The organism is Amycolatopsis sp. NPDC023774 (genome assembly GCF_040639695.1).
Lineage (GTDB): Bacteria > Actinomycetota > Actinomycetes > Mycobacteriales > Pseudonocardiaceae > Amycolatopsis.
Genome location: NZ_JBFAAJ010000002.1, coordinates 74176 through 93755, shown reverse-complemented (window position 1 = coordinate 93755; position 19580 = coordinate 74176). Strand labels below are relative to the sequence as shown.

At 70.9% G+C, this 19580-nt stretch carries 23 protein-coding genes and 2 pseudogenes; 13 read left to right on the top strand and 12 right to left on the bottom strand.

What is annotated here, in order from left to right; translation table 11 throughout:
• The first annotated feature begins 79 nt into the window (after positions 1–79).
• Entirely contained in the window at positions 80–487 is a 408-nt protein-coding gene (locus AB0F91_RS06355; protein WP_360595319.1) for a DUF6086 family protein, read from the top strand.
• 53 nt (positions 488–540) lie between these two features.
• On the opposite strand, the gene AB0F91_RS06350 is transcribed toward AB0F91_RS06355, so the two are convergent.
• Positions 541–1698 (bottom strand): LLM class flavin-dependent oxidoreductase, encoded by a 1158-nt coding sequence (locus AB0F91_RS06350; RefSeq protein WP_360595318.1) that lies wholly within the window; start codon positions 1696–1698, stop codon positions 541–543.
• Between the two features lie 181 nt (positions 1699–1879).
• On the opposite strand from AB0F91_RS06350, the gene AB0F91_RS06345 reads away from it, so the two are divergent.
• Positions 1880–2893, top strand: a complete 1014-nt coding sequence (locus AB0F91_RS06345) for a helix-turn-helix domain-containing protein (RefSeq protein WP_360595316.1) — start codon at positions 1880–1882, stop codon at positions 2891–2893.
• A gap of 3 nt (positions 2894–2896) precedes the next feature.
• On the opposite strand, the gene AB0F91_RS06340 is transcribed toward AB0F91_RS06345, so the two are convergent.
• On the bottom strand, positions 2897–3856 hold the full coding sequence (locus AB0F91_RS06340; RefSeq protein WP_360595315.1) for an MFS transporter: 960 nt from the start codon (positions 3854–3856) through the stop codon (positions 2897–2899).
• Here AB0F91_RS06340 and AB0F91_RS06335 point away from each other — a divergent pair.
• Both AB0F91_RS06335 and AB0F91_RS06330 read left to right on the top strand, forming a co-directional pair.
• Positions 3855–4007 (top strand): annotated as a pseudogene (locus tag AB0F91_RS06335) (MFS transporter); the annotation flags it as partial. The gene AB0F91_RS06340 and the pseudogene AB0F91_RS06335 sit on opposite strands and share 2 nt — an antisense overlap.
• Before the next feature lie 380 nt (positions 4008–4387).
• Positions 4388–4879, top strand: coding sequence for a TetR/AcrR family transcriptional regulator C-terminal domain-containing protein (locus tag AB0F91_RS06330; RefSeq protein ID WP_360596268.1), 492 nt, complete (start codon positions 4388–4390; stop codon positions 4877–4879).
• 51 nt (positions 4880–4930) lie between these two features.
• Here the strand turns inward: AB0F91_RS06330 and AB0F91_RS06325 are convergent, their stop codons facing one another.
• The 5 genes from AB0F91_RS06325 to AB0F91_RS06305 all read right to left on the bottom strand — a co-directional run bounded on the left by AB0F91_RS06325 (position 4931) and on the right by AB0F91_RS06305 (position 9043).
• Positions 4931–5392 (bottom strand): cupin domain-containing protein, encoded by a 462-nt coding sequence (locus AB0F91_RS06325; protein WP_360595313.1) that lies wholly within the window; start codon positions 5390–5392, stop codon positions 4931–4933.
• Positions 5389–6300: an NADP-dependent oxidoreductase gene (locus AB0F91_RS06320; RefSeq protein ID WP_360595311.1), complete on the bottom strand. Its 912-nt coding sequence runs from the start codon at positions 6298–6300 to the stop codon at positions 5389–5391. The genes AB0F91_RS06325 and AB0F91_RS06320 overlap by 4 nt, the downstream gene beginning before the upstream one ends.
• A gap of 24 nt (positions 6301–6324) precedes the next feature.
• The gene (locus AB0F91_RS06315; protein ID WP_360595310.1) at positions 6325–7539 is read right to left on the bottom strand and encodes an MFS transporter; all 1215 of its coding nucleotides are present in this window, start codon (positions 7537–7539) and stop codon (positions 6325–6327) included.
• A 13-nt stretch (positions 7540–7552) separates the two neighbouring features.
• Positions 7553–8191 carry an HD domain-containing protein gene (locus AB0F91_RS06310; protein ID WP_360595308.1) on the bottom strand — a complete coding sequence of 213 codons (639 nt, stop codon included), beginning with the start codon at positions 8189–8191 and terminating at the stop codon, positions 7553–7555.
• 117 nt (positions 8192–8308) lie between these two features.
• The gene (locus tag AB0F91_RS06305) at positions 8309–9043 is read right to left on the bottom strand and encodes an alpha/beta fold hydrolase (RefSeq protein WP_360595306.1); all 735 of its coding nucleotides are present in this window, start codon (positions 9041–9043) and stop codon (positions 8309–8311) included.
• A gap of 175 nt (positions 9044–9218) precedes the next feature.
• Here AB0F91_RS06305 and AB0F91_RS06300 point away from each other — a divergent pair, with 175 nt between their 5' ends.
• The 3 genes from AB0F91_RS06300 (at position 9219) to AB0F91_RS06290 (ending at position 12810) form a co-directional block, all read left to right on the top strand.
• Positions 9219–10235 carry a GlxA family transcriptional regulator gene (locus AB0F91_RS06300; protein WP_360595304.1) on the top strand — a complete coding sequence of 339 codons (1017 nt, stop codon included), beginning with the start codon at positions 9219–9221 and terminating at the stop codon, positions 10233–10235.
• Positions 10236–10448: 213 nt separating this feature from the next.
• On the top strand, positions 10449–12587 hold the full coding sequence (locus tag AB0F91_RS06295; RefSeq protein ID WP_360595302.1) for an alpha/beta fold hydrolase: 2139 nt from the start codon (positions 10449–10451) through the stop codon (positions 12585–12587).
• Between the two features lie 67 nt (positions 12588–12654).
• On the top strand, positions 12655–12810 hold the full coding sequence (locus AB0F91_RS06290) for a DUF417 family protein (protein WP_360595301.1): 156 nt from the start codon (positions 12655–12657) through the stop codon (positions 12808–12810).
• A 138-nt stretch (positions 12811–12948) separates the two neighbouring features.
• On the opposite strand, the gene AB0F91_RS06285 is transcribed toward AB0F91_RS06290, so the two are convergent.
• Positions 12949–13446, bottom strand: a complete 498-nt coding sequence (locus AB0F91_RS06285) for an alpha/beta hydrolase (RefSeq protein ID WP_360595300.1) — start codon at positions 13444–13446, stop codon at positions 12949–12951.
• A 15-nt stretch (positions 13447–13461) separates the two neighbouring features.
• Between AB0F91_RS06285 and AB0F91_RS06280 the strand changes: the two are divergent.
• Positions 13462–13944, top strand: a pseudogene (locus tag AB0F91_RS06280) (ATP-binding cassette domain-containing protein); the annotation flags it as partial.
• Position 13945: 1 nt separating this feature from the next.
• On the opposite strand, the gene AB0F91_RS06275 reads toward AB0F91_RS06280, so the two are convergent.
• The gene (locus AB0F91_RS06275) at positions 13946–14650 is read right to left on the bottom strand and encodes a class I SAM-dependent methyltransferase (RefSeq protein WP_360595298.1); all 705 of its coding nucleotides are present in this window, start codon (positions 14648–14650) and stop codon (positions 13946–13948) included.
• 282 nt (positions 14651–14932) lie between these two features.
• Between AB0F91_RS06275 and AB0F91_RS06270 the strand changes: the two genes are divergently transcribed.
• The 3 genes from AB0F91_RS06270 (at position 14933) to AB0F91_RS06260 (ending at position 15903) form a co-directional block, all read left to right on the top strand.
• Entirely contained in the window at positions 14933–15223 is a 291-nt protein-coding gene (locus AB0F91_RS06270) for a hypothetical protein (RefSeq protein ID WP_360595296.1), read from the top strand.
• Between the two features lie 123 nt (positions 15224–15346).
• The gene (locus AB0F91_RS06265) at positions 15347–15505 is read left to right on the top strand and encodes a hypothetical protein (RefSeq protein ID WP_360595294.1); all 159 of its coding nucleotides are present in this window, start codon (positions 15347–15349) and stop codon (positions 15503–15505) included.
• A 125-nt stretch (positions 15506–15630) separates the two neighbouring features.
• The gene (locus AB0F91_RS06260) at positions 15631–15903 is read left to right on the top strand and encodes a hypothetical protein (RefSeq protein ID WP_360595292.1); all 273 of its coding nucleotides are present in this window, start codon (positions 15631–15633) and stop codon (positions 15901–15903) included.
• A gap of 48 nt (positions 15904–15951) precedes the next feature.
• On the opposite strand, the gene AB0F91_RS06255 is transcribed toward AB0F91_RS06260, so the two are convergent.
• Both AB0F91_RS06255 and AB0F91_RS06250 read right to left on the bottom strand, forming a co-directional pair.
• On the bottom strand, positions 15952–16206 hold the full coding sequence (locus AB0F91_RS06255; RefSeq protein WP_360595290.1) for a hypothetical protein: 255 nt from the start codon (positions 16204–16206) through the stop codon (positions 15952–15954).
• Between the two features lie 175 nt (positions 16207–16381).
• Positions 16382–16669: an amphi-Trp domain-containing protein gene (locus AB0F91_RS06250; RefSeq protein ID WP_360595288.1), complete on the bottom strand. Its 288-nt coding sequence runs from the start codon at positions 16667–16669 to the stop codon at positions 16382–16384.
• A 212-nt stretch (positions 16670–16881) separates the two neighbouring features.
• Between AB0F91_RS06250 and AB0F91_RS06245 the strand changes: the two genes are divergently transcribed.
• On the top strand, positions 16882–17007 hold the full coding sequence (locus AB0F91_RS06245; RefSeq protein WP_360595287.1) for a hypothetical protein: 126 nt from the start codon (positions 16882–16884) through the stop codon (positions 17005–17007).
• Between the two features lie 136 nt (positions 17008–17143).
• Complete coding sequence (gene ctaD / locus AB0F91_RS06240; RefSeq protein ID WP_360595285.1) at positions 17144–18859, top strand: cytochrome c oxidase subunit I; 1716 nt, start codon at positions 17144–17146, stop codon at positions 18857–18859.
• Positions 18860–18935: 76 nt separating this feature from the next.
• Here ctaD and AB0F91_RS06235 read toward each other — a convergent pair whose 3' ends face one another.
• On the bottom strand, positions 18936–19508 hold the full coding sequence (locus AB0F91_RS06235; RefSeq protein WP_360595283.1) for a TetR/AcrR family transcriptional regulator: 573 nt from the start codon (positions 19506–19508) through the stop codon (positions 18936–18938).
• Positions 19509–19580: the final 72 nt, after the last annotated feature.

Sequence of the window (19580 nt, the reverse complement as noted above, 5' to 3'; positions counted from 1 at the left end):
GGCAAAAACGATCGCCGAGCGTCGCGCGCTTTGAGTACGCTTATGCGGCCGTGAACGCACCGGACGGGGAAGTGAGCCGATGAGTCAATACTTCGACCTCGGCGACAAGACGTTGTGGAATCCGTCCAACGGCGTCGGTTTGCTGTTCGTCCGCTCGGCCGAGGCCGTGGCCCCAATCGTCGAGCTGCCGACCGGGATCAGCCCCAAGGCCGCCGACGAGTGGGCGATCGACCCGCCGGTCTTCACCGCCTTCGTCGACGCCCTCGCCGACCGCTACCAGCGTTCGACCCACCTGATCCTGCGGTCGATGGTGGAAGGCTTCCTCGCCACGGCGATGGTTCTCCTTGACCGCGCGGGCGCCGAGATCCCGTCGCTGGGCCGGGAACCGGTCTCGGACGTCCGCGACGTCTCCGTGTTCGGTACCCCGCCGCCGGCCGGAAAACTCGCCGAGCTCCGCGCCGCCCACGCAGGCGCGATGCCCACCTGACCCGGGGAAACTCCCACGGCGGCACCAGAACCGTGCCGCCGTGGCCGCGCCGGTCAGGCGGACTTCTCCGCCTCGTGCCGGGCCTTCGCCTCCTCCAGCGCCTGGCCCTGCCGGCTGTGCAGCTCGGCGCGCAGCTTCTTCGCCTGCGCCTCCGTGGCGGCGAGGCGGTCGAGCCGCTGCTGGAAGTGCGGGGCGACGGCTTCGGCGAAGAGCTCGTAGTGCCGCGCCGTGGCGGCCGGGCTCGCCCACTCGTGAGCCATCATCAGGTACGACCCGAAGCCGCCCTTCGACTGCGCCTCGAGGGTGCCGATCTGGCGGATCGCGTCCTCCGGGGTGCCGATCACGCCGATGCCGCTGGCGTTGATCCAGTCGACGCGCTCGGTGAATGTCGCGCCGCCGGGCTCGAAGTGGGGGACGGCGGCGACGTGCTGCAGGTAGTCGCACCAGTCGTCCAGGCCGTGTTCGACCTCGGCGTAGGCCTGTTCCTTCGTCTCGGCCAGGTGCATCGGCCCGACGAGGCGCCAGCCGTCGCGGTTCATCGCGGTGCCGAACTGCGCGGCGCGTTCCTCCGCGACATCCCAGTGCTGGGCCAGCAGGTCGAGGTCGCCGGTCAGCGTCGCGCCGATCGACAGGAGGCTGAGGCCGTGTTTGCCGGCGATGCGCGGCCCGGAAGGCGATGCGATCGCGGCGACGCCGACCTCCAGCCCGCCCTGGGTGAAGGGCCGCAGCTGGCACAGTGCGTCGCGCAGCTGGTAGCGGTCGGTCTTGACGGTGACGGGTTCGGCGCCGTTGAGCAGCTGCATCAGCACGTCGGTGTCCTCCTCCAGTGCGCCGCGCTGGCTGAGGGGGTCGAGGCCGATCATGGACGCGTCGGTGGGCAGCGAGCCAGGGCCGAGGCCGAGCATGAACCGGCCGCGCGTGAGGTGGTCGAGCAGGATCGCGCGGTCGGCCACCCACAACGGGTTGTGGTACGGCAGCGAGAGCACGCCGGTGCCGAGCTTGATCGTCTTCGTCTGCGCCGCGACGTGGGCGATGAAGATCTCCGGGCTCGCGATGAGCTCGACGCCGCAGGAGTGGTGCTCGCCGATCCACGCCTCGTCGTAGCCCAGCCGGTCGAGCAGCTTGATCGTCTCGACGTCGCGAGCCAGGGCCGCCACCGGGCTCTTGATCGGTGAGGCGTGGAACGGGGCCATGAAGACGCCGAAACGCATGAGTCCTCCTTGACTTCGCCGGCCGGGTGATCGACGGTAACGCCGGTGTGCCGTGCGACACCGGGCCCGAGGCGGAACCGTTCAAAAGATGAACACCCCGCCCGATCGGGGGCTGGCCGCGCGCTTGGCCGATCCTGCACACTCGGGTTTCCCGGCGACGCCGCCAGGAGAGGAGCCGCCTGTGCCTGCCTCGGACGTCTGGCAGCAGTTCCTCGAGGCCGATCGCCGCGGGGCGGCACGGCCGGAGATCGAGGAGTCGTGGGTGCGGTCGCGGCAGTCCGGCGTCGATCCCGAGCGGCTCGACCTCGCGCCTGCCGAATTCGACCCCGAAACCCTGCTGGTCGCGGTCGGCAGCCGCGTCATCCCCGGCACGGCCGACTTGCTCGTGGGCGACGCCGCGTCGGTCGCGTTGGTCGACCCGCGCGGCACGCTGACCTGGCGCTGGGAATCCGATCCCGCGTTGCGCGGCGCCCTGCAACAGGTAGAGGTCGAGCCCGGGCACCGCTACGTCGAGGACGGCGTCGGCACCTGCGGCGTCGGGCTCTCGATGGCGGTGCGCTCGGCGTCGATGGTGGTCGGTGCCGAGCACTACAAGCAGGCCTGGCACCCCTACACCTGTGCGACCGCGCCGATCATCGACCCGACCACTCGGCTGCTGCTCGGCTCGGTCAACGTGTGCTGCCGCGCCGAGCACACCAACCGGTTCGTGATGGCCGCCGTCGTCGCCTTCGCCGAGCGCCTGCGTTCGGCGCTTCGCGACGCGGCCACGCCTCGGCAGCGCCGGCTCGTGGACGCGCACATGACGTTCCGTTCCCTGCCCGGCACCACCGTGATCACGCTCGACGGCGAGATCATGATCAGCGACAGCGGCCCGACCGCAACCCTGCCCGACCGCGCGACGCTGTGGTCGATGCTGCGCGAAGCCGGCCCCTCGGCCTCGCACTTGCCCCTGGCCGACGGCCGCGTCGCGACCGTCCGCCCCGTCACGCCGGGCCGGTTCGAGGACGGCCGTGTCCTGATCTTCAGCGCGACGTCGTCGGCGGAGCACGAAAACCCGCTCCAGAACGCGGAAGCCGAGATCATCCGCGAGGTCCTGGCCGCCTGCCGGGGCAACAAGACCGCGGCGGCGCACCGGCTCGGCATGGCGCGCGGCACCTTGTACAAGCGCATCCGCCGCTACGGCCTGGGCGACTGAGCTTCAGCGCTGGGCGTGCTTCGGCAGGAATCGGACCAGCACAAGCATCAGCGCGCAGACGCCGGCGCAGAGGCCGAACACCAGCTCGGCGGCGTAGAGGTAAGACGCCGGCGAAGGCTGCTCGACGCGGGCGAAGAACACGGTGCCGAGCGCGGCGACACCGAGGGCGTTGGCGAACTGCTGGGCGGCGTTGAGCACACCGGCGCCGGTGCCGACCTCCTCGCTGGTGGCGTCGCCGAGGACGAAGTCGAACAGTAGCCCGGCACCGAGCCCGGTCACGAGCAGCGCCGGGGCCAGTTGCCATCCGGTGATCGCGGTACCCCAGTGGGAGATCGACCACCGGAGACCGAGCAGGCCGGCGACCGCGATGGCCAGTCCTGCGTGGAGGTTCGCTCGCCCCAGCTTCTCGGCGAGGACGGCACCGGACAGCAACGTCGCGACCGCGGTGCCGACCGCCCACGGGATCAGGGCGAAACCGGTCTGCAGCGGCGACCAGCCGACGCCGGACTGCAGCAGGAGGTTGAGCACCAGGACGAACGCGCTGAGCGCGGCGTAGAACCCGCCGACGACCAGCAGGCCCGCCACGAAGCTGCGCTTGCGGAACAACGACGGCGCGATGACCGGGTGCGCGCTGCGGCGCTCGGACGCGATGAACAGCCCGAAGGCCACGAGCCCGGCGGCGATCATCACGTACGCCCACGCCGGCCAGCCGAGGTCGCGGCCCTGGACGAGCAGCACGATCAGCAGGGCCGAACCGGCGGTGAGCAGGCCGACGCCCCGCAGGTCGAGGCGCGCGGTGCGGTCCTCGCCGCTGTGGCAGGGCAGGGCCCGCCAGGCGAGCGTGCCGGCGAGGACGCCGAACGGGACGTTGACGAGGAAGATCGAGCGCCATTCGCTGCCGAAGAGGTCCAGGTGCAGCAGCCAGCCGGCCAGGACCGGGCCGGCGACCGTGGCCAGGCCCATGATCGGCCTCGGTGACCTGCTCGGCCGTCGACGGCTGTTCCTGCGGGGCCTGGCCGGCTTCACCATCGCGTCGCTGGCCTGCGGCCTCGCGCCCGGCGCCGGGTTCCTCATCGCCGCGCGCGTGTTCCAGGGCCTGTTCGGCTCCGTGCTGATCCCGCAGGGCCTGGCGCTGGTGAAGATCGTCTTTCCGCCCGAGCACCTGCGCAAGGCGCTCATGCCGTTCGGCCGGCCCGAGGTGATGAGGCCGAGCGCGAACGCCGCGGTGTGGGCAGAGAGCACCCACTGCAGCGTCATCGGCCCTCCGCCGAGGTCGGCGCGGATCGACGGTCCGGCCAGGTTGGCGACGCTCGTCCTCCCCCCGTGCTCTGCCCTCTGCTTCCCGGAAGCCGCCCATCACCGCCGAACGCATCACCGATGCCGCGCTACAGGTCGTCGCCACCGAGGGCTACGACGCGCTGACCATCCGCCGCGTCACGGCCGTGCTGGGCACCGGCCCGTCGTCGCTCTAGGCCCACATCACCACGAAGACCGATCTCGACGACCTGCTCATCGGCCCGGCTCTGCTCGGAGATTTCGCTACCGGAGCCGGACCCCGCCAGGTGGCGACAGCAGATCCACGACGTCTACGCCCAGATCCGCGACCAGTACCTCAAGTACCCCGGCGTCTCCCGCGCGGCGCTCGCCCTGGTCCCGACCCACGTGGAGACCCTGCGCGTCAGCGAGGGCATCCTGGCTCTCCTGCTGGCCGGCGGCGTCCCCGCGCAGACCGCCGCGTGGGCGCTGGACTCGCTCACGCTGTACGTCACCGCGTACGCCTGGGAGCGGTCGCTGGTCCACCAGCGCCGGGACAACCAGGACGACCACTGGGTGCTCAGCCGGGAGGACCTCGTCGAGCGGCTGGGCGCTCTGCCGGCCGAGCGGTTTCCCCACACGCGTCGGCATGCGGCCGAGCTGACGTCCGGGTCCGGTCACGACTGGTTCGACTTCACCCTGTCCTTGCTGCTGGACAACCTCACCGCTTGAGCACTGATCGCGAAGCGGTGAGGTGGTCCAGCCAGACCGGTTCCCGGCGGCTCAGCCGTGCGGGTCGTCCACCTTCAGCTGTTCTCCCGTCGTCGCCACGAACACGACCAGCAGCTTCGCCGGTTCGGTCGTGCTGACGTTGTCCGTGGCGACGTGGTGCGCGCCCGGCTGCTCGGTCCAGTTTTCGCCCTGGTGGTAGGTGTGGGCGGGCTGGCCTTCGAGCTGGCTGCGGACGGTGCCTTCGAGCACGTAGGCGTAGACGAACGCGTCGCCGTGGCGGTGGGGGACCGCGCTGGCGGACGGGGGGAACGTGACGATCGACGAGGTGAACGTCTTGCCTGGGATGTTCGGCAGGGCCTGGGCGAGAAGCGGGGTCAGGGTCTCGGCCGGGTGGCCGGAAGCAGAGACCGGAGCCGAAACCGGAGCGGCGGGCCGGGGCTCCGGGGCGGACGAACAGCCGGCGACCGCGACCGCGGTGATCAGCAGGCCGCCGGCGACACGCGGGTTGATCACTGCGCCACCTGGATGATCGTCTTGCCGGGAGTCCGCTGCCGGCGCGCGAACGCGTCCGCCGTCTCGGCGAGCGGGCGCACGCCGCCGACGATCGGCTTCAGCCGTCCGGTTCGGACGCGCTGTGCCAGATCTGCCAGGCGCACCCGATCCGGTTCCACCACGAAGAACACGGCACGCCCGTCGGCCGGTTGGGCCTCGGGCGGCGCGGCGATGGTCACGACGGTGCCGCCGGGGCGCACCAGCTTCGTCGAGCGCTCGAGCACCTCGCCGCCGATGACGTCGAGGATCACGTCGGCCGGACCGGCGGACTCGAAGGACGCGGTGTCCACAAAGGAGTGCGCGCCGAGGCCGAGTACGAAGTCGCGGTCGTCGGGGCGGCCGGTGCCGATCACCTCGGCCCCGGCCTCGTGGGCGAGCTGCACGGCGATGGACCCGACACCGCCGGCGGCGCCGTGGATCAGCACGGTCTGGCCGGCGGACAGCGAAGCGTGGTCGAACAGGGCCTGCCACGCCGTCAGTCCCGAGATCGGCAGCGCGGCGGCCACGGTGTGGTCGATGTCCGCGGCGAGCGGCGCGAGGTTGCGGGCCTCGACGGCGGTGTACTCGGCCAGGGAACCGTCGCGCAGCCAGTCGGTGAGGCCGAACACGCGCTGCCCGACGCTCAGACCGGTGGTGCCGTAGCCCAGCTCGGCGACGACGCCGGACAGCTCGTGCCCGGGAACGCTGGGCGTGCGGTCGCGGCCGGCGCGGTCGGTCCAGGTGCCGGGCCACTCGAGCTCGCCCGGGGTGAAGCCGGCGGCGTGGACGCGCACGATGACGTCGTTCTCGGCGGCGTGCGGGTAGGGCAAGTCGACGAGTTTGAGGCCGCCGAGGCCCGCGCTTTGGTCCTGTGCGGTGATGGCTTGCATGTCAGGTCCTTTCAGGACAGTCACTCAGTGGTGTCGGGATGCAACGAGCACGGTGAGGCGTCGGGCCGAAGAGGACTGCACTGCGGCGCTCAGGGACAGCACCCCGACGAACGCGAGGTACACGTAGCCGGTCGTCTCCAGCCCCCAGGCCGGCGCGACCAGCCCGGCCGCCAGGGCCGGGAGGCTCAGAGCCGCGTAGCTGACGACGTAGGCGGCGGAGAACACTTCCGACCGCGTCTTCGTGGTGGTGGCCGCGCTGATGCCGCGCAGCGTCCCGGTGAACGTCAGGCCGACGCCGAGCCCGGCGATCACCGACCCGCCGAGGAAGCCGGCCGCGGAGCCGAAACCCAGGGCGCCTGCCAGCACCGCCGTGCCCACGACCAGCAGGACCGCGCCCATCAGGGTCGCGATCCGCGCCGTGTGCCGCGCAGCCCACAGCCCGCCCACGCTGTTGGCGAGGAACAGCACCGCGATGGAGAGGCCGCCGGCGGCGCCGAACCGCTCGTGCAAGACGTCGGCCACCAGCGACGGAGCGAGCGCGAGGAACAGCCCGGTCAGCGACCACCCCGCGACGATGGCGGGCACCGCGCCGAGGAACGCCGGGCGCGTCTCGCGCGGCACACGGACGCGCGGGCGCAGCGACGTCAGCACGCCAGGCCGCGGGCCCGCCGTCTCGGGAATGGCGAAGACCAGTGCGGCGACGACCATGAACGCCACGGTGAGCACCGGGAAGACCACCGCGTCGGGGTACGGGCCGGCCTGCACGAGCAAGCCCGTCACACCGCCACCGGCGGCGAGGCCGAAGCTCGTCCCCACCGCGGTCATCGTCGGGCCTCGGTGCGGGCGACCCGCAGGGGAGAACTCGACCAGCCCGGCGGCCAGCGCGCCCGTCGCCGCCCCGGTGGCGAGGCCCTGCACGATCCGGGCGGTCACGAGCGCGCCGACCCCGCCCGCCGCCCAGAAGATCGCCGTGCCGGCCGCGGCCACCAGGAGCGACGCGACCAGCACCGGCCGGCGCCCGACATGGTCGCTCAGCGAACCGACCGTCAGCAGCGCGCCGACCAGCCCGGCGACGTACACGGCGAAAACGACCGTCAGCATCGTCACCGAAAAGCCCCACCGCTGCAGGTACACCGGGTAGATCGGCGAGGGGGCGCTCGTCGACGCCATCAGCAGCACGTTAGCGAACACGAGCAGGGCGAAGGAGGCGCCGCGGCTCAGGCTCTGTCGGTCGTCCATTTCGGTGGTCGGGTCAGCTCGACCAGGGCGAGCCGGTGATGCGCTCGACGGTGGTCGTGCGGCGGAAATCGGGGATGAAGTGCTCCAGGATGTCGGAGTTCACCGTTCCGTTGGTGGTTTCCGGGCGGTGCTTCAGCGCGTCGACGAAGGTGCGCAGGAAATCGTTCTTGAAATCGCCGCGCGGGTGGAACGCGAGGATTTCCTCGACCTGGGCAAGATCCAGACCGTCGAAACCGTAACCGAGCACGTCGGTCAGCACACCGAGGTGGGTCGTCGCGATTTCCGGGCCCATGCGGCCGGGGATTCCCGGCGTGGTGTGCAGGGCGATGGCCGTCCACACGGTGTCGGCGGCCGCGGCCGAGAAACCGCGGTCCAGCAGGAACTTGCGCCCGTGGTCGGCTCCGTCGACCTCGAACCGCTGTTCCACGTCGGAAAACGGCGTGATGAGCCCGGTGTCGTGGAACATCGCGGCCAGGTAGAGCAGTTCCGGATCCGGTTCCACCCCGAGCCGCTGCGCGTGGAACTGGCTGAAGAAGTAGACCCTGCGGGAGTGGTGGTAGATCAGGGGGTTGGTCGTTTCCTGGATGAGACGCGACGCCTCGACGACGGCCGCCGTCTCGGGAACCTCCACACCCGCGATGCTCTCTGACATGACTGCTGCGCTTCCGTTCTTTTCTCGGCGGATTGTGTCCGCTTCCATGGTGCCGATCTCGGCGCCCGTCGTGCCGCCTTTGTCCGGCCAGGAACCACTCAGATCGGGACGCGCGGTTCAGCCGTCGACGGTGTGGGAGTGCAGGAGCGCCGACACGAACGCGTCGGGCCGGGTCAGGAATGCCTCGTGGTCACCCGGAACGGTGATCGGCTCCACCCCGAGCCGGGCGGGGAACCGCGGGCACCACGCGTAGTCGCCCGGGGGCATGGCCAGGTCGCATTCGCCGGCCAGGTAGCTGACCGGCAGGCCGAGCGTGGACAGCGCGGGGGCGTGCAACGGCTGTTCGAAGAAGCACATCGGGTGGGGCACGAGCAGCTCGTAGATCAGTTTCTGCGTCGGTTCGGGCGTGTCCTGGGCGAAGGCGCTCTGCCACACCGGGTAGGGGAGGACCACGGAATGGTCGCCCGACTCCTGCGCGAGCTGCCGGAAGAGCGCGGCGTGTCCCGGCGGGACGTCGTCCACGAGCGGCACGCCCTTCTCCGGCACGAACGCGCTGTGGAAAACGAGGCGGCGCACCCGGTGCGGAACCCGGTGGGCCGCGCCGAAGACGGGGTATCCGCCCCAGCTGTGGGCGACCAGCGTGACGTCGGTCAGGTCGTGCGTGTCGAGGAAATCGACGAGGAAGTCCACTGTGTCCTCGAGCGTGAAACGACGGGGATCATCGCCGTCCGCGAGGCCCGGCAGCGTCAGCGCGACCACGTTGTGCCCCGCGGCGCGCAACCGCTGGGCGACCGGCCGCCAAGACCACGCGCCGTGCCACGCGCCCGGAACCAGAACGTATGTCTCCACCATGGTTCGACTCACCTTTCCTGTGGCTTCGTTGCCAGAGGGCATGCAGCCCGTGCCGGACCTGTTCTCGGTCGGGCCTGTGACGAAGGGAACGTAGCGATCAGTTCAGTTACGGTCAAGAGATGTAATGAAACTCGGCCGGTGAGCTTTCGTGGTGACGGTGTGCTACCAATGCCCTGTGCGCCCGTCCTCCGCCTCGACAGCCGCCCGGCCCGCGCGGCCGGGTGCCGCCGCGCGTGTAGTGGCGATCCTGGTCTTCGACGGGGTGACCCTGCTGGACGTCGCGGGCCCGGCGGAGGTGTTCAAGGAGGCCACCCGGCTCGGCGCCGACTACCGGATCGTGCTCGTCTCCCCGACGGGCGAGGACGTGGTGTCGAACCTCGGGTTCAAGGTCGCGGTCGAGGGCTCCGTGTTCTCCGAGCCCGCGCCGGACACCTACCTGGTGGCCGGGTCCGATCTCTACCCGCACACGCCCGTGCCGTGCGACCTGGCGGAGGCCGCCCGCGTGCCGGCCGCCGGGGCCCGCCGTGTCGCCTCGATCTGCACGGGCGCGTTCATCCTCGCCGCTGCCGGCCTGCTCGACGGCAAGCGCGCGACCACGCACTGGAAGGTCACCCACGAGCTCGCCGTCCGCTGTCCGACGTGCCGCGTCGAGCCCGACGCCATCTACGTCCGCGACGGCACCACCTACACCTCCGCCGGAGTGACGGCCGGCATCGACCTGGCCCTCGCCCTCGTCGAGGAGGACCACGGCCCCGACTTGACGCGCGACGTCGCCCGTTCGCTGGTCGTGTACCTGCAGCGCTCGGGCGGGCAGTCGCAGTTCTCCGCCCCGCTGCAGGGCCCGCCGCCGCGCTCCCCGGCCCTGCGCACGATCACCGACCTGGTCACAGCGAACCCCGGCGCCAGGCACTCGCTCGGCGACCTCGCGAAGCACCTGAACGTCAGCACCCGCCAGCTCACACGCCTGTTCCACGACGAGTTGTCCACCACCCCGGCCCGCTACGTGGAGAACATCCGCTTCGACCTGGCCCGGGCCCTGCTGGACCAAGGCCACACGGCGACCCAGGCGGCGACGCTCGCCGGTTTCCCGAGTTACGAAGCGCTGCGCCGGGTGTTCGCGCGGAAGCTGTCGATCAGCCCGGCGGCGTACCAGCGCCGGTTCAGCACGGCTCAGCGCGCGAACGCCGGGTAGTTTCCACGGCCGTCTGGCCGGTCATCACCGCCACGCACCGTAATCGCACGGTCCTCGGTCTCGGCCCCGACCTGGGCCCGACGGCGAGAGCCGATCCGGCTCACCTGGGACGGGCGATGCTTTGCGGACCGGCGGCGAGCACTGTGGCCTCGTCCCCCCGCGTCGGCCCGAGCGGCGCCGCCGCGGCAGGGCCGACGACGAGGAGGGCGGAGCATGGCGGAGACGGCCACGCCTGCGCCGACCGGCGGTACCGCGGACGGCCCGGACCGGCCGCGCCGGCAGGCGCAGCCGGGACAGCCGGGCGGGCCGGACCCCGCAGCACGGCTCCGGTCACCCGCCTACCTGCGCCTGCTGGTGCTCGCCGCGATCATCGGGGTGCCCATCTCCGCGGCGGCGTACTTCTTCCTCCAGCTGGTCGGCGGGCTGCAGGACTGGGTCTACACCGATCTGCCTCGTGCGCTCGGGTTCGCCGGGCCGCCGTTGTGGTGGCCGGTGCCGCCGTTGGTCCTCTGCGGTCTGCTGGTCGCCGTCGCGGTGCGGTACCTGCCCGGCGGGGGCGGCCATCCGCCCGTCTACGGATTCACGCCGGGCCACGAGCCCACGCCGCGCCAGCTGCCGGGCGTCTTGCTCGCCGCACTGGCGACGCTGGGGCTGGGGGCCGTCCTCGGGCCCGAGGCGCCGCTGATCGCACTCGGTGCCGGGCTCGGGGTGTGCGCGATCCGGCTCGCGCGCCCGCACTCGCCGAAGCAGGTCGGTGCCGTGGTGGCGGCGACCGGGAGCTTCGCCGCCATCAGCGCGCTGCTGGGATCGCCGATCCTGGGCGCGTTCCTGCTGATGGAGGCGTCCGGGCTGGCCGGCGCGACCATGGGACTGGTGCTTCTGCCGGGCCTGCTGGCCGCAGGGATCGGCACGTTGCTGTTCATCGGCCTGGACTCGCTGACCGGCCTGGGCGCGGCCTCGCTGGCGTTGCCCGAGCTGCCGCCGTTCACCCATCCCGACCTCGCGCAGTTCGGCTGGGCGCTCGGCATCGGCGCGGCCGCGGCGGTGCTGGGCACGGGCATTCGCCGGCTGTCGCTGCTGCTGCACTCGCGCGTCGAAAACCACGTCCTGCTGCTGACTCCCGCGGCGGGCCTCGTGGTCGCGGGGCTCGCGATCGCCTACACCGCCGCGGGCGGAAGCCTGTCGGACGTCCTGTTCTCCGGCGAGACGGCGCTGCCGGCACTCCTGGAGAACAGCGCGGCGTACTCGGTCCCGACGCTGCTGCTCCTGCTGGCCTGCAAAGGACTCGCGTACGGCGTGACGCTGTCGGCGTTCCGCGGCGGGCCCGTGTTCCCGTCCATGTTCCTCGGCGCCGCAGGGGGCATCGCGCTGTCGCACCTGCCGGGTCTCCCACTCGTCGCCGGGGTGGCGATGGGGATCGGCGCGATGTGCGTCGTCATGCTGCGGCTGCCGCTGACGTCGGTCCTGCTCGCCACGCTCCTGCTCTCGTCCGACGGGCTGGCGGTGATGCCGCTGGTGATCGTCGCGGTGGTCGTGGCCCACGTGCTGGCCGCGTGGCTCGGCCCGCGAGAGGGTTCACTCACCAGGGGTGATGAGCCGACGGCGCCCGCCACGCCAGTCTCCAAGGGCTCTGAAACGGCAGCCCGGGGAGGAACCGACATGGCTCAGCGACCGAACATCGTCCTCGTCCACGGCGCGTGGGCCGACGGCTCATGCTGGAGCGCGGTGATCGAGCGCCTGCAGGCCGGCGGCTACCGCGTCACCGCACCGCAGTTCCCGGAGACCTCGCTGGCCGCCGACGTCGCCCGGCTGCGCCAGGTGCTGGCCCGCCAGGACGGCCCGACGATCGTCGCCGGGCACTCGTACGGCGGTCAGATCGTCACCGCCCTCGGCACGGACGCGCCGAACGTCATCGGCCTGGTCTACGTCGCGGCGTTCGGCCTGGACGAAGGCGAGACGATTGGCAAGCTGCTGGCACAGGGGCCGGTGACCCCGGCTCTGGCGCACCTCGACGTCGACAAGCAGGGCTTCGCGTGGCTGCCCGAGGACGACTTCGTGAACCACTTCGCCGCCGACGTCGACCCGGTCAAGGCGCGCGTGATGCACGCCGTGCAGCAGCCGCTGGCCTTGTCAGCCCTCGACGAGGTGATGGGCGTTCCGGCCTGGAAGGCGCACCCGGCGTGGTTCCTGGTGGCCGACGGCGACCAGGCGATCCCGCCCGCGGCCCAGCGCCTGTTCGCCGCACGGATGAAGGCCACGACCGTGGAGGTCGCGACGAACCACGTCGCGATGGTCTCCCACCCCGACGACGTGCTGGGGCTCATCGCGAGCGCGGTCCAAGCCGTGCGATGACGAGTGTCCCAGGCGTCCTGACCGTCACCGCGCTGCCGGTGATGCGGTACGGCTGGCGACGCGCTTCGTGTGGGTCGGGGTGGTGAAGTTCCAGGACTACGAGGTCGAGATCGCGCAGCCCGTGGTCGTCGCCAGCCCGCTTACCTCGTGGCCGCAGAGGAAATGGGCGCCCGCACCCTCGGCCGCGTCACCGGGACCATGCAGGTCGTGCCGGGCTCCCTGATCGCGGCGACAGCGCTCGCGCCCCGGGGCGCCCGCCGCCGGCAGCCTCGGGGCCGCGGCGATGATGGTCGGCACGCTCAGGTTTCTCGTGGTGCAGTTCGGGGCGTCCCTTCCTGAGCGCCGCCGACCGTTCGGAGGTTCAGGCCCGGTGCACGGCCTCGAGGATGACGCGGGTGACCGTGTCGGGATGCGTGATGAAGGACAGGTGGCCGGAGTTGATCACTGTCGTGCGCGCCTTCATCCGCGCGGCCACGAATCGCTGGAGCTCGGGTGCCGTCGTGCGGTCGGCGGTGGTGATCACGTAGCTGTTCGGCTTCGTTTCCCAGGCGGCGGTGGTGGTTTTGGTCGAGAAGAGATCCTGCGCGACGCGGCCCTGGGCCGCGTAGAGCACCCGCGCCCTGGCCGTGGGGACGCCGTTGGCGAAGTCGTTGTGGAACGCGTCTTCGGTGAGGTGGCCGAAACCGTTCTGGTACACCAGGCCCGCGCCGGCCGGGGCGGCCGGGAACCGCGCGGTGAGCGCGGGGTAGTCCTCGCCGGCCATCGGCGCCCGCGCGGGCAGGTAGACGAGCGAGTCGACGGCGGGGTGGTCACCGGCCTGGCTGATCACCGAACCGCCGTAGGAGTGGCCCACCAGCACGGTCCGCGCGCTCTGGTCGCGCCGGTGTTCGACCTCGGCGTCGGCCTGGACCCCGAGGTCTCCGGTCGCGAGAACATCCTGATCCGCGGCCTGTTCCTGGGCATGAGCCGCAGGCAGATGGAGCGCCGGGTCGACGACATCGCGGAGTTCACCGAGCTCGGCGACTACCTCCACCTGCCGCTGCGCACCTACTCCGCCGGCATGCGCGTCCGGCTCGCGCTCGGCGTGGTGACCACCATCGACCCCGAGATCCTCATCCTCGACGAGGGCCTCGGCGCGATCGACGCGGCCTTCCTCGCCAAAGCCCGCGGCCGCCTGGTCGACCTCGCCCGCCGCTCCGGCGCGCTGGTGTTCGCCTCCCACGCCGAGGACCTGCTGCGCGAGCTGTGCACCACGGCCCTCTGGCTGGACGAGGGCCGCATCCGCGCGCACGGCTCACTGGAGGAGGTCCTCGCCGAATACAAGGACCGCGACGAAAACGACGCGGCGGGCGCGTGACTCAGGCGGCCTCGAGGACGAAGAACAGGAAGCACAGGAACGCGTGCTTGTCCCCGAACTCCTCGGGGAACCGCTCGCGCGCGCCCGGCGCCGGGTACGGCTCGCTGATCACGGCCGTCCGGAAGCCGGCCGCGGTGAAGGCGTCGGTCATCGCGTGCAAGGGCCGGTGCCAGTACGTGAGCGTGGCCATCTGGCCGGCGAAATCGTACTCCTCCGACCACCTCGTGATCGCGAAGTAGCTCGACTCGGGGTGGACCAGCTTGAAGATGATCGGGTGGTTGACGGCCAGGATCAGGCGTCCGCCCGGCTTCAGCACGCGCCGCAGCTCGGCCAGGGGCGCGGACCAGTCCTCCAGGTAGTGCAGCACCAGCGACACGATGACGTCGTCGAACTCCGCGTCGGGATACGGCAGCGGCTCGCTCAGGTCGGCGACCCGCAGATCCGCGTCGGCGCCGAGCCGGTGCCGGGCGAGCTCGATCATCTTGACGCTGGCGTCGAAGCCCCTCACTTCGGCACCGCGGTCGCGCAGCGCGGCGGACACCGGGCCGGCCCCGCAGCCCGCGTCGAGGATCCGCCGGCCGGCCACGTCTCCGGCCAGGTCCAGGATCGCGGGCCGCGCGTAGTAGGCGTTGATGAGGCTGGTCTCGTTCTCGGCCGTGTAGGCCTCGGCGAAGCTGTCGTAGTCGTTGGTGACCTCGGTGGGCATGCGCCCCATCCAACCCACTTCACGGTCTTCACCCAATCGGCCCAGCGCGGCGGACCGGTCAGGCTCCCGCCGATGACGTCGGCCAGCCCCTGCAGCTGCGCGGTCAGTTCGCGCCGCTTCTGTGCCGAATAGCGGGGACAGCACCTCGAACTGCCGCGCGCAGCTCGGTGCGCAGGGCCGGCGGGCGGTGCGCACCGTCGGCGGTGAGGTGGACGAGGACCTTCCGCTCGTCGTCCGGGGAGCGGTGCCGTGATCAGGTCCTTGGCCTCCAGGTGCTGGAGCATGCGGGTCGCGGTGGGGACGCTGACTTCAGCGCCCGCGGCGAGCCGGCTGACGCGCAGCCCGGCGGCGTTGGCTTCCTCGGCCAGGGGATCGAGCCGGGCGAGCCGGGCCAGACAGGCCGCCGGCGGCGCGGTCGCCGATGGCTGTGCGGGAGGGGCGCATGGCGTAGAACAGCCGGTCGGCGGCCTGGGCCAGGGCCTCCACGTCGTCGATCACACGCTTGTCCTGCGGGGTCAACCCGGCACCCACTTCGGTGAAGACGCCGAGGCGCGCACCTGTCGCGAGCGGTGAACACTGCCGGGACCGCGTCGGGCACTTCGCGAGCATCTCGCTGCCCGACGTCAAGGGAGCCGTCGCGGAAGCCGTCCACGTCCTGGACGCCCGGCACGCCGACGGGGTCGTCCCGATGTCCATGTGGATGGTCGCTACCTCGGCGACCCCGATTTCACGACGCTGTGGGCGGAACTGGACCGGCACCGAGCCGTCGTGTTCGTCCGCCCGGCCCAGCCGCCGATGCCGCTGCTGGCCGGCACGCCGGCGCCGTTGGCGGACTACGTCTTCGACACCAAGTGAGCTGCGCTCAACCTGGTGCTCACGGGCATGCTCGGCCGCTTCCCGAACGTCCGCGTGACCCTCTCGCACGGAGGCGGGTTCCTGCTGTACGCCGCCTACCGGTTCTCCGGCTGACGTCGACCGTCGTGGACACCACACGCGACGCCGACGTGATGCGCGAGCTCGAACGCTCCTACTTCGACACGGCACTCTCGGCCTGCCCCAGCGTCCTGCCGGCGCTGCTGGGGTTTGCCGAACCGGGGCACGTCCTTTACGGCAGCGACTGGTCCGTCGCTCCTGAACGGGCCGGCGCGTACTACAACCGGTTCCTGGAGCAGTACCCGCGCTTCGCCGAAGGCGAGGCCGCCGCGATCGACCGCGGCAACGCGGAGGTGCTCTTCCCGCGCCTGGCCGGCTGATCCGGCGAGACGGCGGCGGCGGGGCCGCCGTTCACGCGAACTGCCAGGTCACCGCGCCGCGGTGAGGGTGGTCACCTCGAGCCACTTGCGGCGGTCGAGCAGGAGGTCGATGTCGGCCCACACGGTCCGCTCGACCTCGGGCCGGCTCGACGGGGGAGTGCGCTCGATTTCTTGGTACAGCAAGGTGATGTGCTGGTCGACCGCGGACAGGTCCGGGCACAGGTACGACGTACCGGTGTGTCCGGTGACGGTGGTGAGGTCCTCGGGCTCGGAGCGCCGCGGTGACCGCTCGTTCGATTTCATGCAACCAAGGGTCGCAGCGGCGCCGCCCGCGCACATTGCCGCCAGCGGCCGTTGCGGGCCCGGTGCTGTCGGGAATACGTCGATACCGGCCAGCCGGTAGCGTCCGTACCGGCTGGCGGGTAGCGGCCCGGTACGGCTGTCCGGCACCGTCACCGGTGCCGAGTGGCCGCGGAAGTCATTTCGCGGCCGCGGTGGATCGCCGGCCGGTACGCCTGGCGGCCACCGCTCGGGCGGGCTTCCCGGTCGACCATTTCAGCTCCACTTCCAGTTCCACCTCACGGCCGTCGATCTCGATCTCGACCTCGATCTCCACCTCGTCGGGCACGTGGACCTTCACGGTGCTGGCCCCGAGCGCGAGCTCCACCTCGCCCCCTTCCGCCAGCGCGGTGGCGAGCGCGGCGAGCCGCTGGGCGGCGTCCTCGCGGGAAAGCTTTTCCTCGCGCTTGACCTCGACGTCGGACATGGCTGACTCCTTCGCTCGATGCCGTTGCCGCGAACAGCACCAGCCGCCCGGCGCCGGCGCATCACCTGCCAGGCATGAAGGCGCGCCGGGGTCGCCCGCTCACATTCAGTGGCGCACAGAGGGTCGTGAGGTAGGTCTCGCCCTGTTGATTAGTGTGCTAACTATCAGCGTACTATCCATCCGGGCGGTCAGGCGCGCGTAAAGGAGTGGTGATGGACGAGTTCATGCCGGAGCCGAGCCGCGAAGTGGCCGAGCCGCGGCCGTTCGCGTTGGCGTTGGTGGTGGGGTGCGCGCTGGTCTTCCTGCTGACGGTGGCGTTCACCGTGCTGCCGCGATGACCGCCCGGCGCCGCGACCGGATCGTCGATCCGCTGCGCGAGGTCCGTGCGACCGAGGTGCCCCGGCACCTCGGGCTCGGCAGGGCGTTGTCCACAGGGCAGTGCGGGTCGGTCCACGACCTGGTCAGGAGCCTGTCATGAGCACCGATTCGCCCGCGCGCGTGACCCCGGTCCCCGTGGCGGTCCACGCTCACCCGCGCCGGGACGCGCCGCGGGGCTCGCTGGTCGTCCGGCTGCTGCGCACGACGGACCACAAACAGCTCGGCGTCATGTACCTCGTCACCTCGATGGGGTTCTTCCTCATCGGCGGTGCGATGGCGATGCTGATGAGGACGGAGCTGGCCCGGCCCGGGCTGCAGTTCCTGTCGCAGGAGCAGTACAACCAGCTGTTCACCATGCACGGCACGGTGATGCTGCTGCTGTACGCGACGCCAGTGCTGTTCGGGTTCGCGAATTTCGTGCTGCCGCTGCAGATCGGTTCGCCCGACGTCGCGTTCCCACGGCTGAATGCCTTCTCCTACTGGCTTTTCCTCTTCGGCAGCCTGATCGTCCTTTCCGGATTCCTGACCCCGGGTGGCGCGGCCGACTTCGGTTGGTTCGCCTACACGCCGCTGTCGGACGCGATCCACTCGCCGGGCGTCGGCGCCGACCTGTGGATCTCCGGGCTGGTGGTGGGTGGCCTGGGTACCATCCTCGGCGCCGTCAACATGGTCACCACCGTGGTCTGCCTGCGCGCGCCCGGCATGACGATGTTCCGGATGCCGATCTTCACCTGGAACATCCTCGTCACGAGCATCCTGATCCTGGTCGCGTTCCCGATCCTCACCTCCGCGTTGCTCGGTCTGCTGGCGGACCGGCACCTGGGCGCGCACGTCTTCGACCCGGCCAACGGCGGGGTGATCCTGTGGCAGCACCTGTTCTGGTTCTTCGGCCATCCCGAGGTGTACATCGTCGCGTTGCCGTTCTTCGGGATCGTGTCGGAGATCTTCCCGGTGTTCAGCCGGAAGCCGATCTTCGGCTACCGCGGCCTGATCTTCGCGACCATCGCCATCTCGGCGCTCTCGGCCGCGGTGTGGGCGCACCACATGTACGCGACGGGCGCGGTGCTGCTGCCGTTCTTCTCCTTCATGACCTTCCTCATCGCGGTGCCCACGGGCGTGAAGTTCTTCAACTGGATCGGCACGATGTGGAAGGGCCAGCTGTCCTTCGAGACGCCGATGATCTTCTCGATGGGCTTCATCGTCACGTTCCTCTTCGGCGGTCTCACCGGTGTGATGCTGGCCGCGCCACCGATCGACTTCCACGTGTCCGACACGTATTTCGTGGTGGCGCACTTCCACTACGTCCTCTACGGCACGATCGTGTTCGCGACCTTCGCCGGCATCTACTTCTGGTTCCCCAAGTTCACCGGCCGGATGATGGACGAGAAGCTCGGCAAGTGGCACTTCTGGACCACGTTCCTCGGCTTCCACGGCACGTTCCTCGTGCAGCACTGGCTCGGCGCCGAAGGCATGCCCCGCCGCTACGCCGACTACCTGTCCACCGACGGCTTCACCGTGCTCAACACCGTGTCGACGATCGGCGCGTACATCCTCGGCGCGTCGATGCTGCCGTTCATCTGGAACGTGTTCAAGAGCTACCGCTACGGCGAGGTCGTCACCGTCGATGACCCGTGGGGCTACGGCAACTCCCTCGAATGGGCCACGTCGTGCCCGCCGCCGCGGCACAACTTCACCGAACTGCCGCGCATCCGCTCCGAACGTCCCGCGTTCGAGCTGCACTACCCGCACATGATCGAGCGGATCCGCGCTGAAGGCCACATCACGCTGACCGGGCAGCAGAAGGAAGTCTGACCCGGCGCGATTCTCCTCAACGTGCCGCGCGGCGCGCTCGTGGACGAGTCTGACCACTGTGGACTGACAATGAGCGTCACACGGTCACCTCGACCGCGGCGAACAGGGTCCGCACGCAGATGTCGCGCAGCTCCTCGTGGGTGACCTTCGGCTGGTCGAGCCAGTCGAGGATCAGGGTGGAGACGAAGGCCAGCCAGCCGCGCACGGCCAGCCGGGTCGTTTCGGTGACCGGCCGCAGAAGGGCGAGCGCGGCCAGGATGCGTTCGGTGTTCGCGGCCATCCCGGCTTCGCGGATCTCCCGGATCTCGCGGTCGGCGTCGCCGGCGGAGCGGTGCACGATGCGGTAGCCGTCGGGGTGGGTGCGGGCGAACTCGAGGTAGACGTCCAGCCCGGCGCTGAGCTGCTCGATCACCGGCAGCGCCGGGTCGGGCTCGCTCATCGCCAAAAGCTGGTCGCGCTGCCGGCGGACGATCTCGGCGAAGAAGTCCTTCTTCGTGGGGAAGTAGTGGTAGAGCAGGCCGCGCGAGACCTGCGCGATCTCGGCGACCTCCTCGATCCACACGTCCTCGTACGGCCGGTTCGCGAACAGCCCGGCGCCGATGCCCAGGAGCTGCTCGCGCCGCTCCTGCGTGCTCAGCCGGGTCCGCATCACCCAAGCTTACTTGACACGGGTTCAGTAGCGGGGGATCGTGACGTTATTGGATCTGGGTTCAATAGGGGA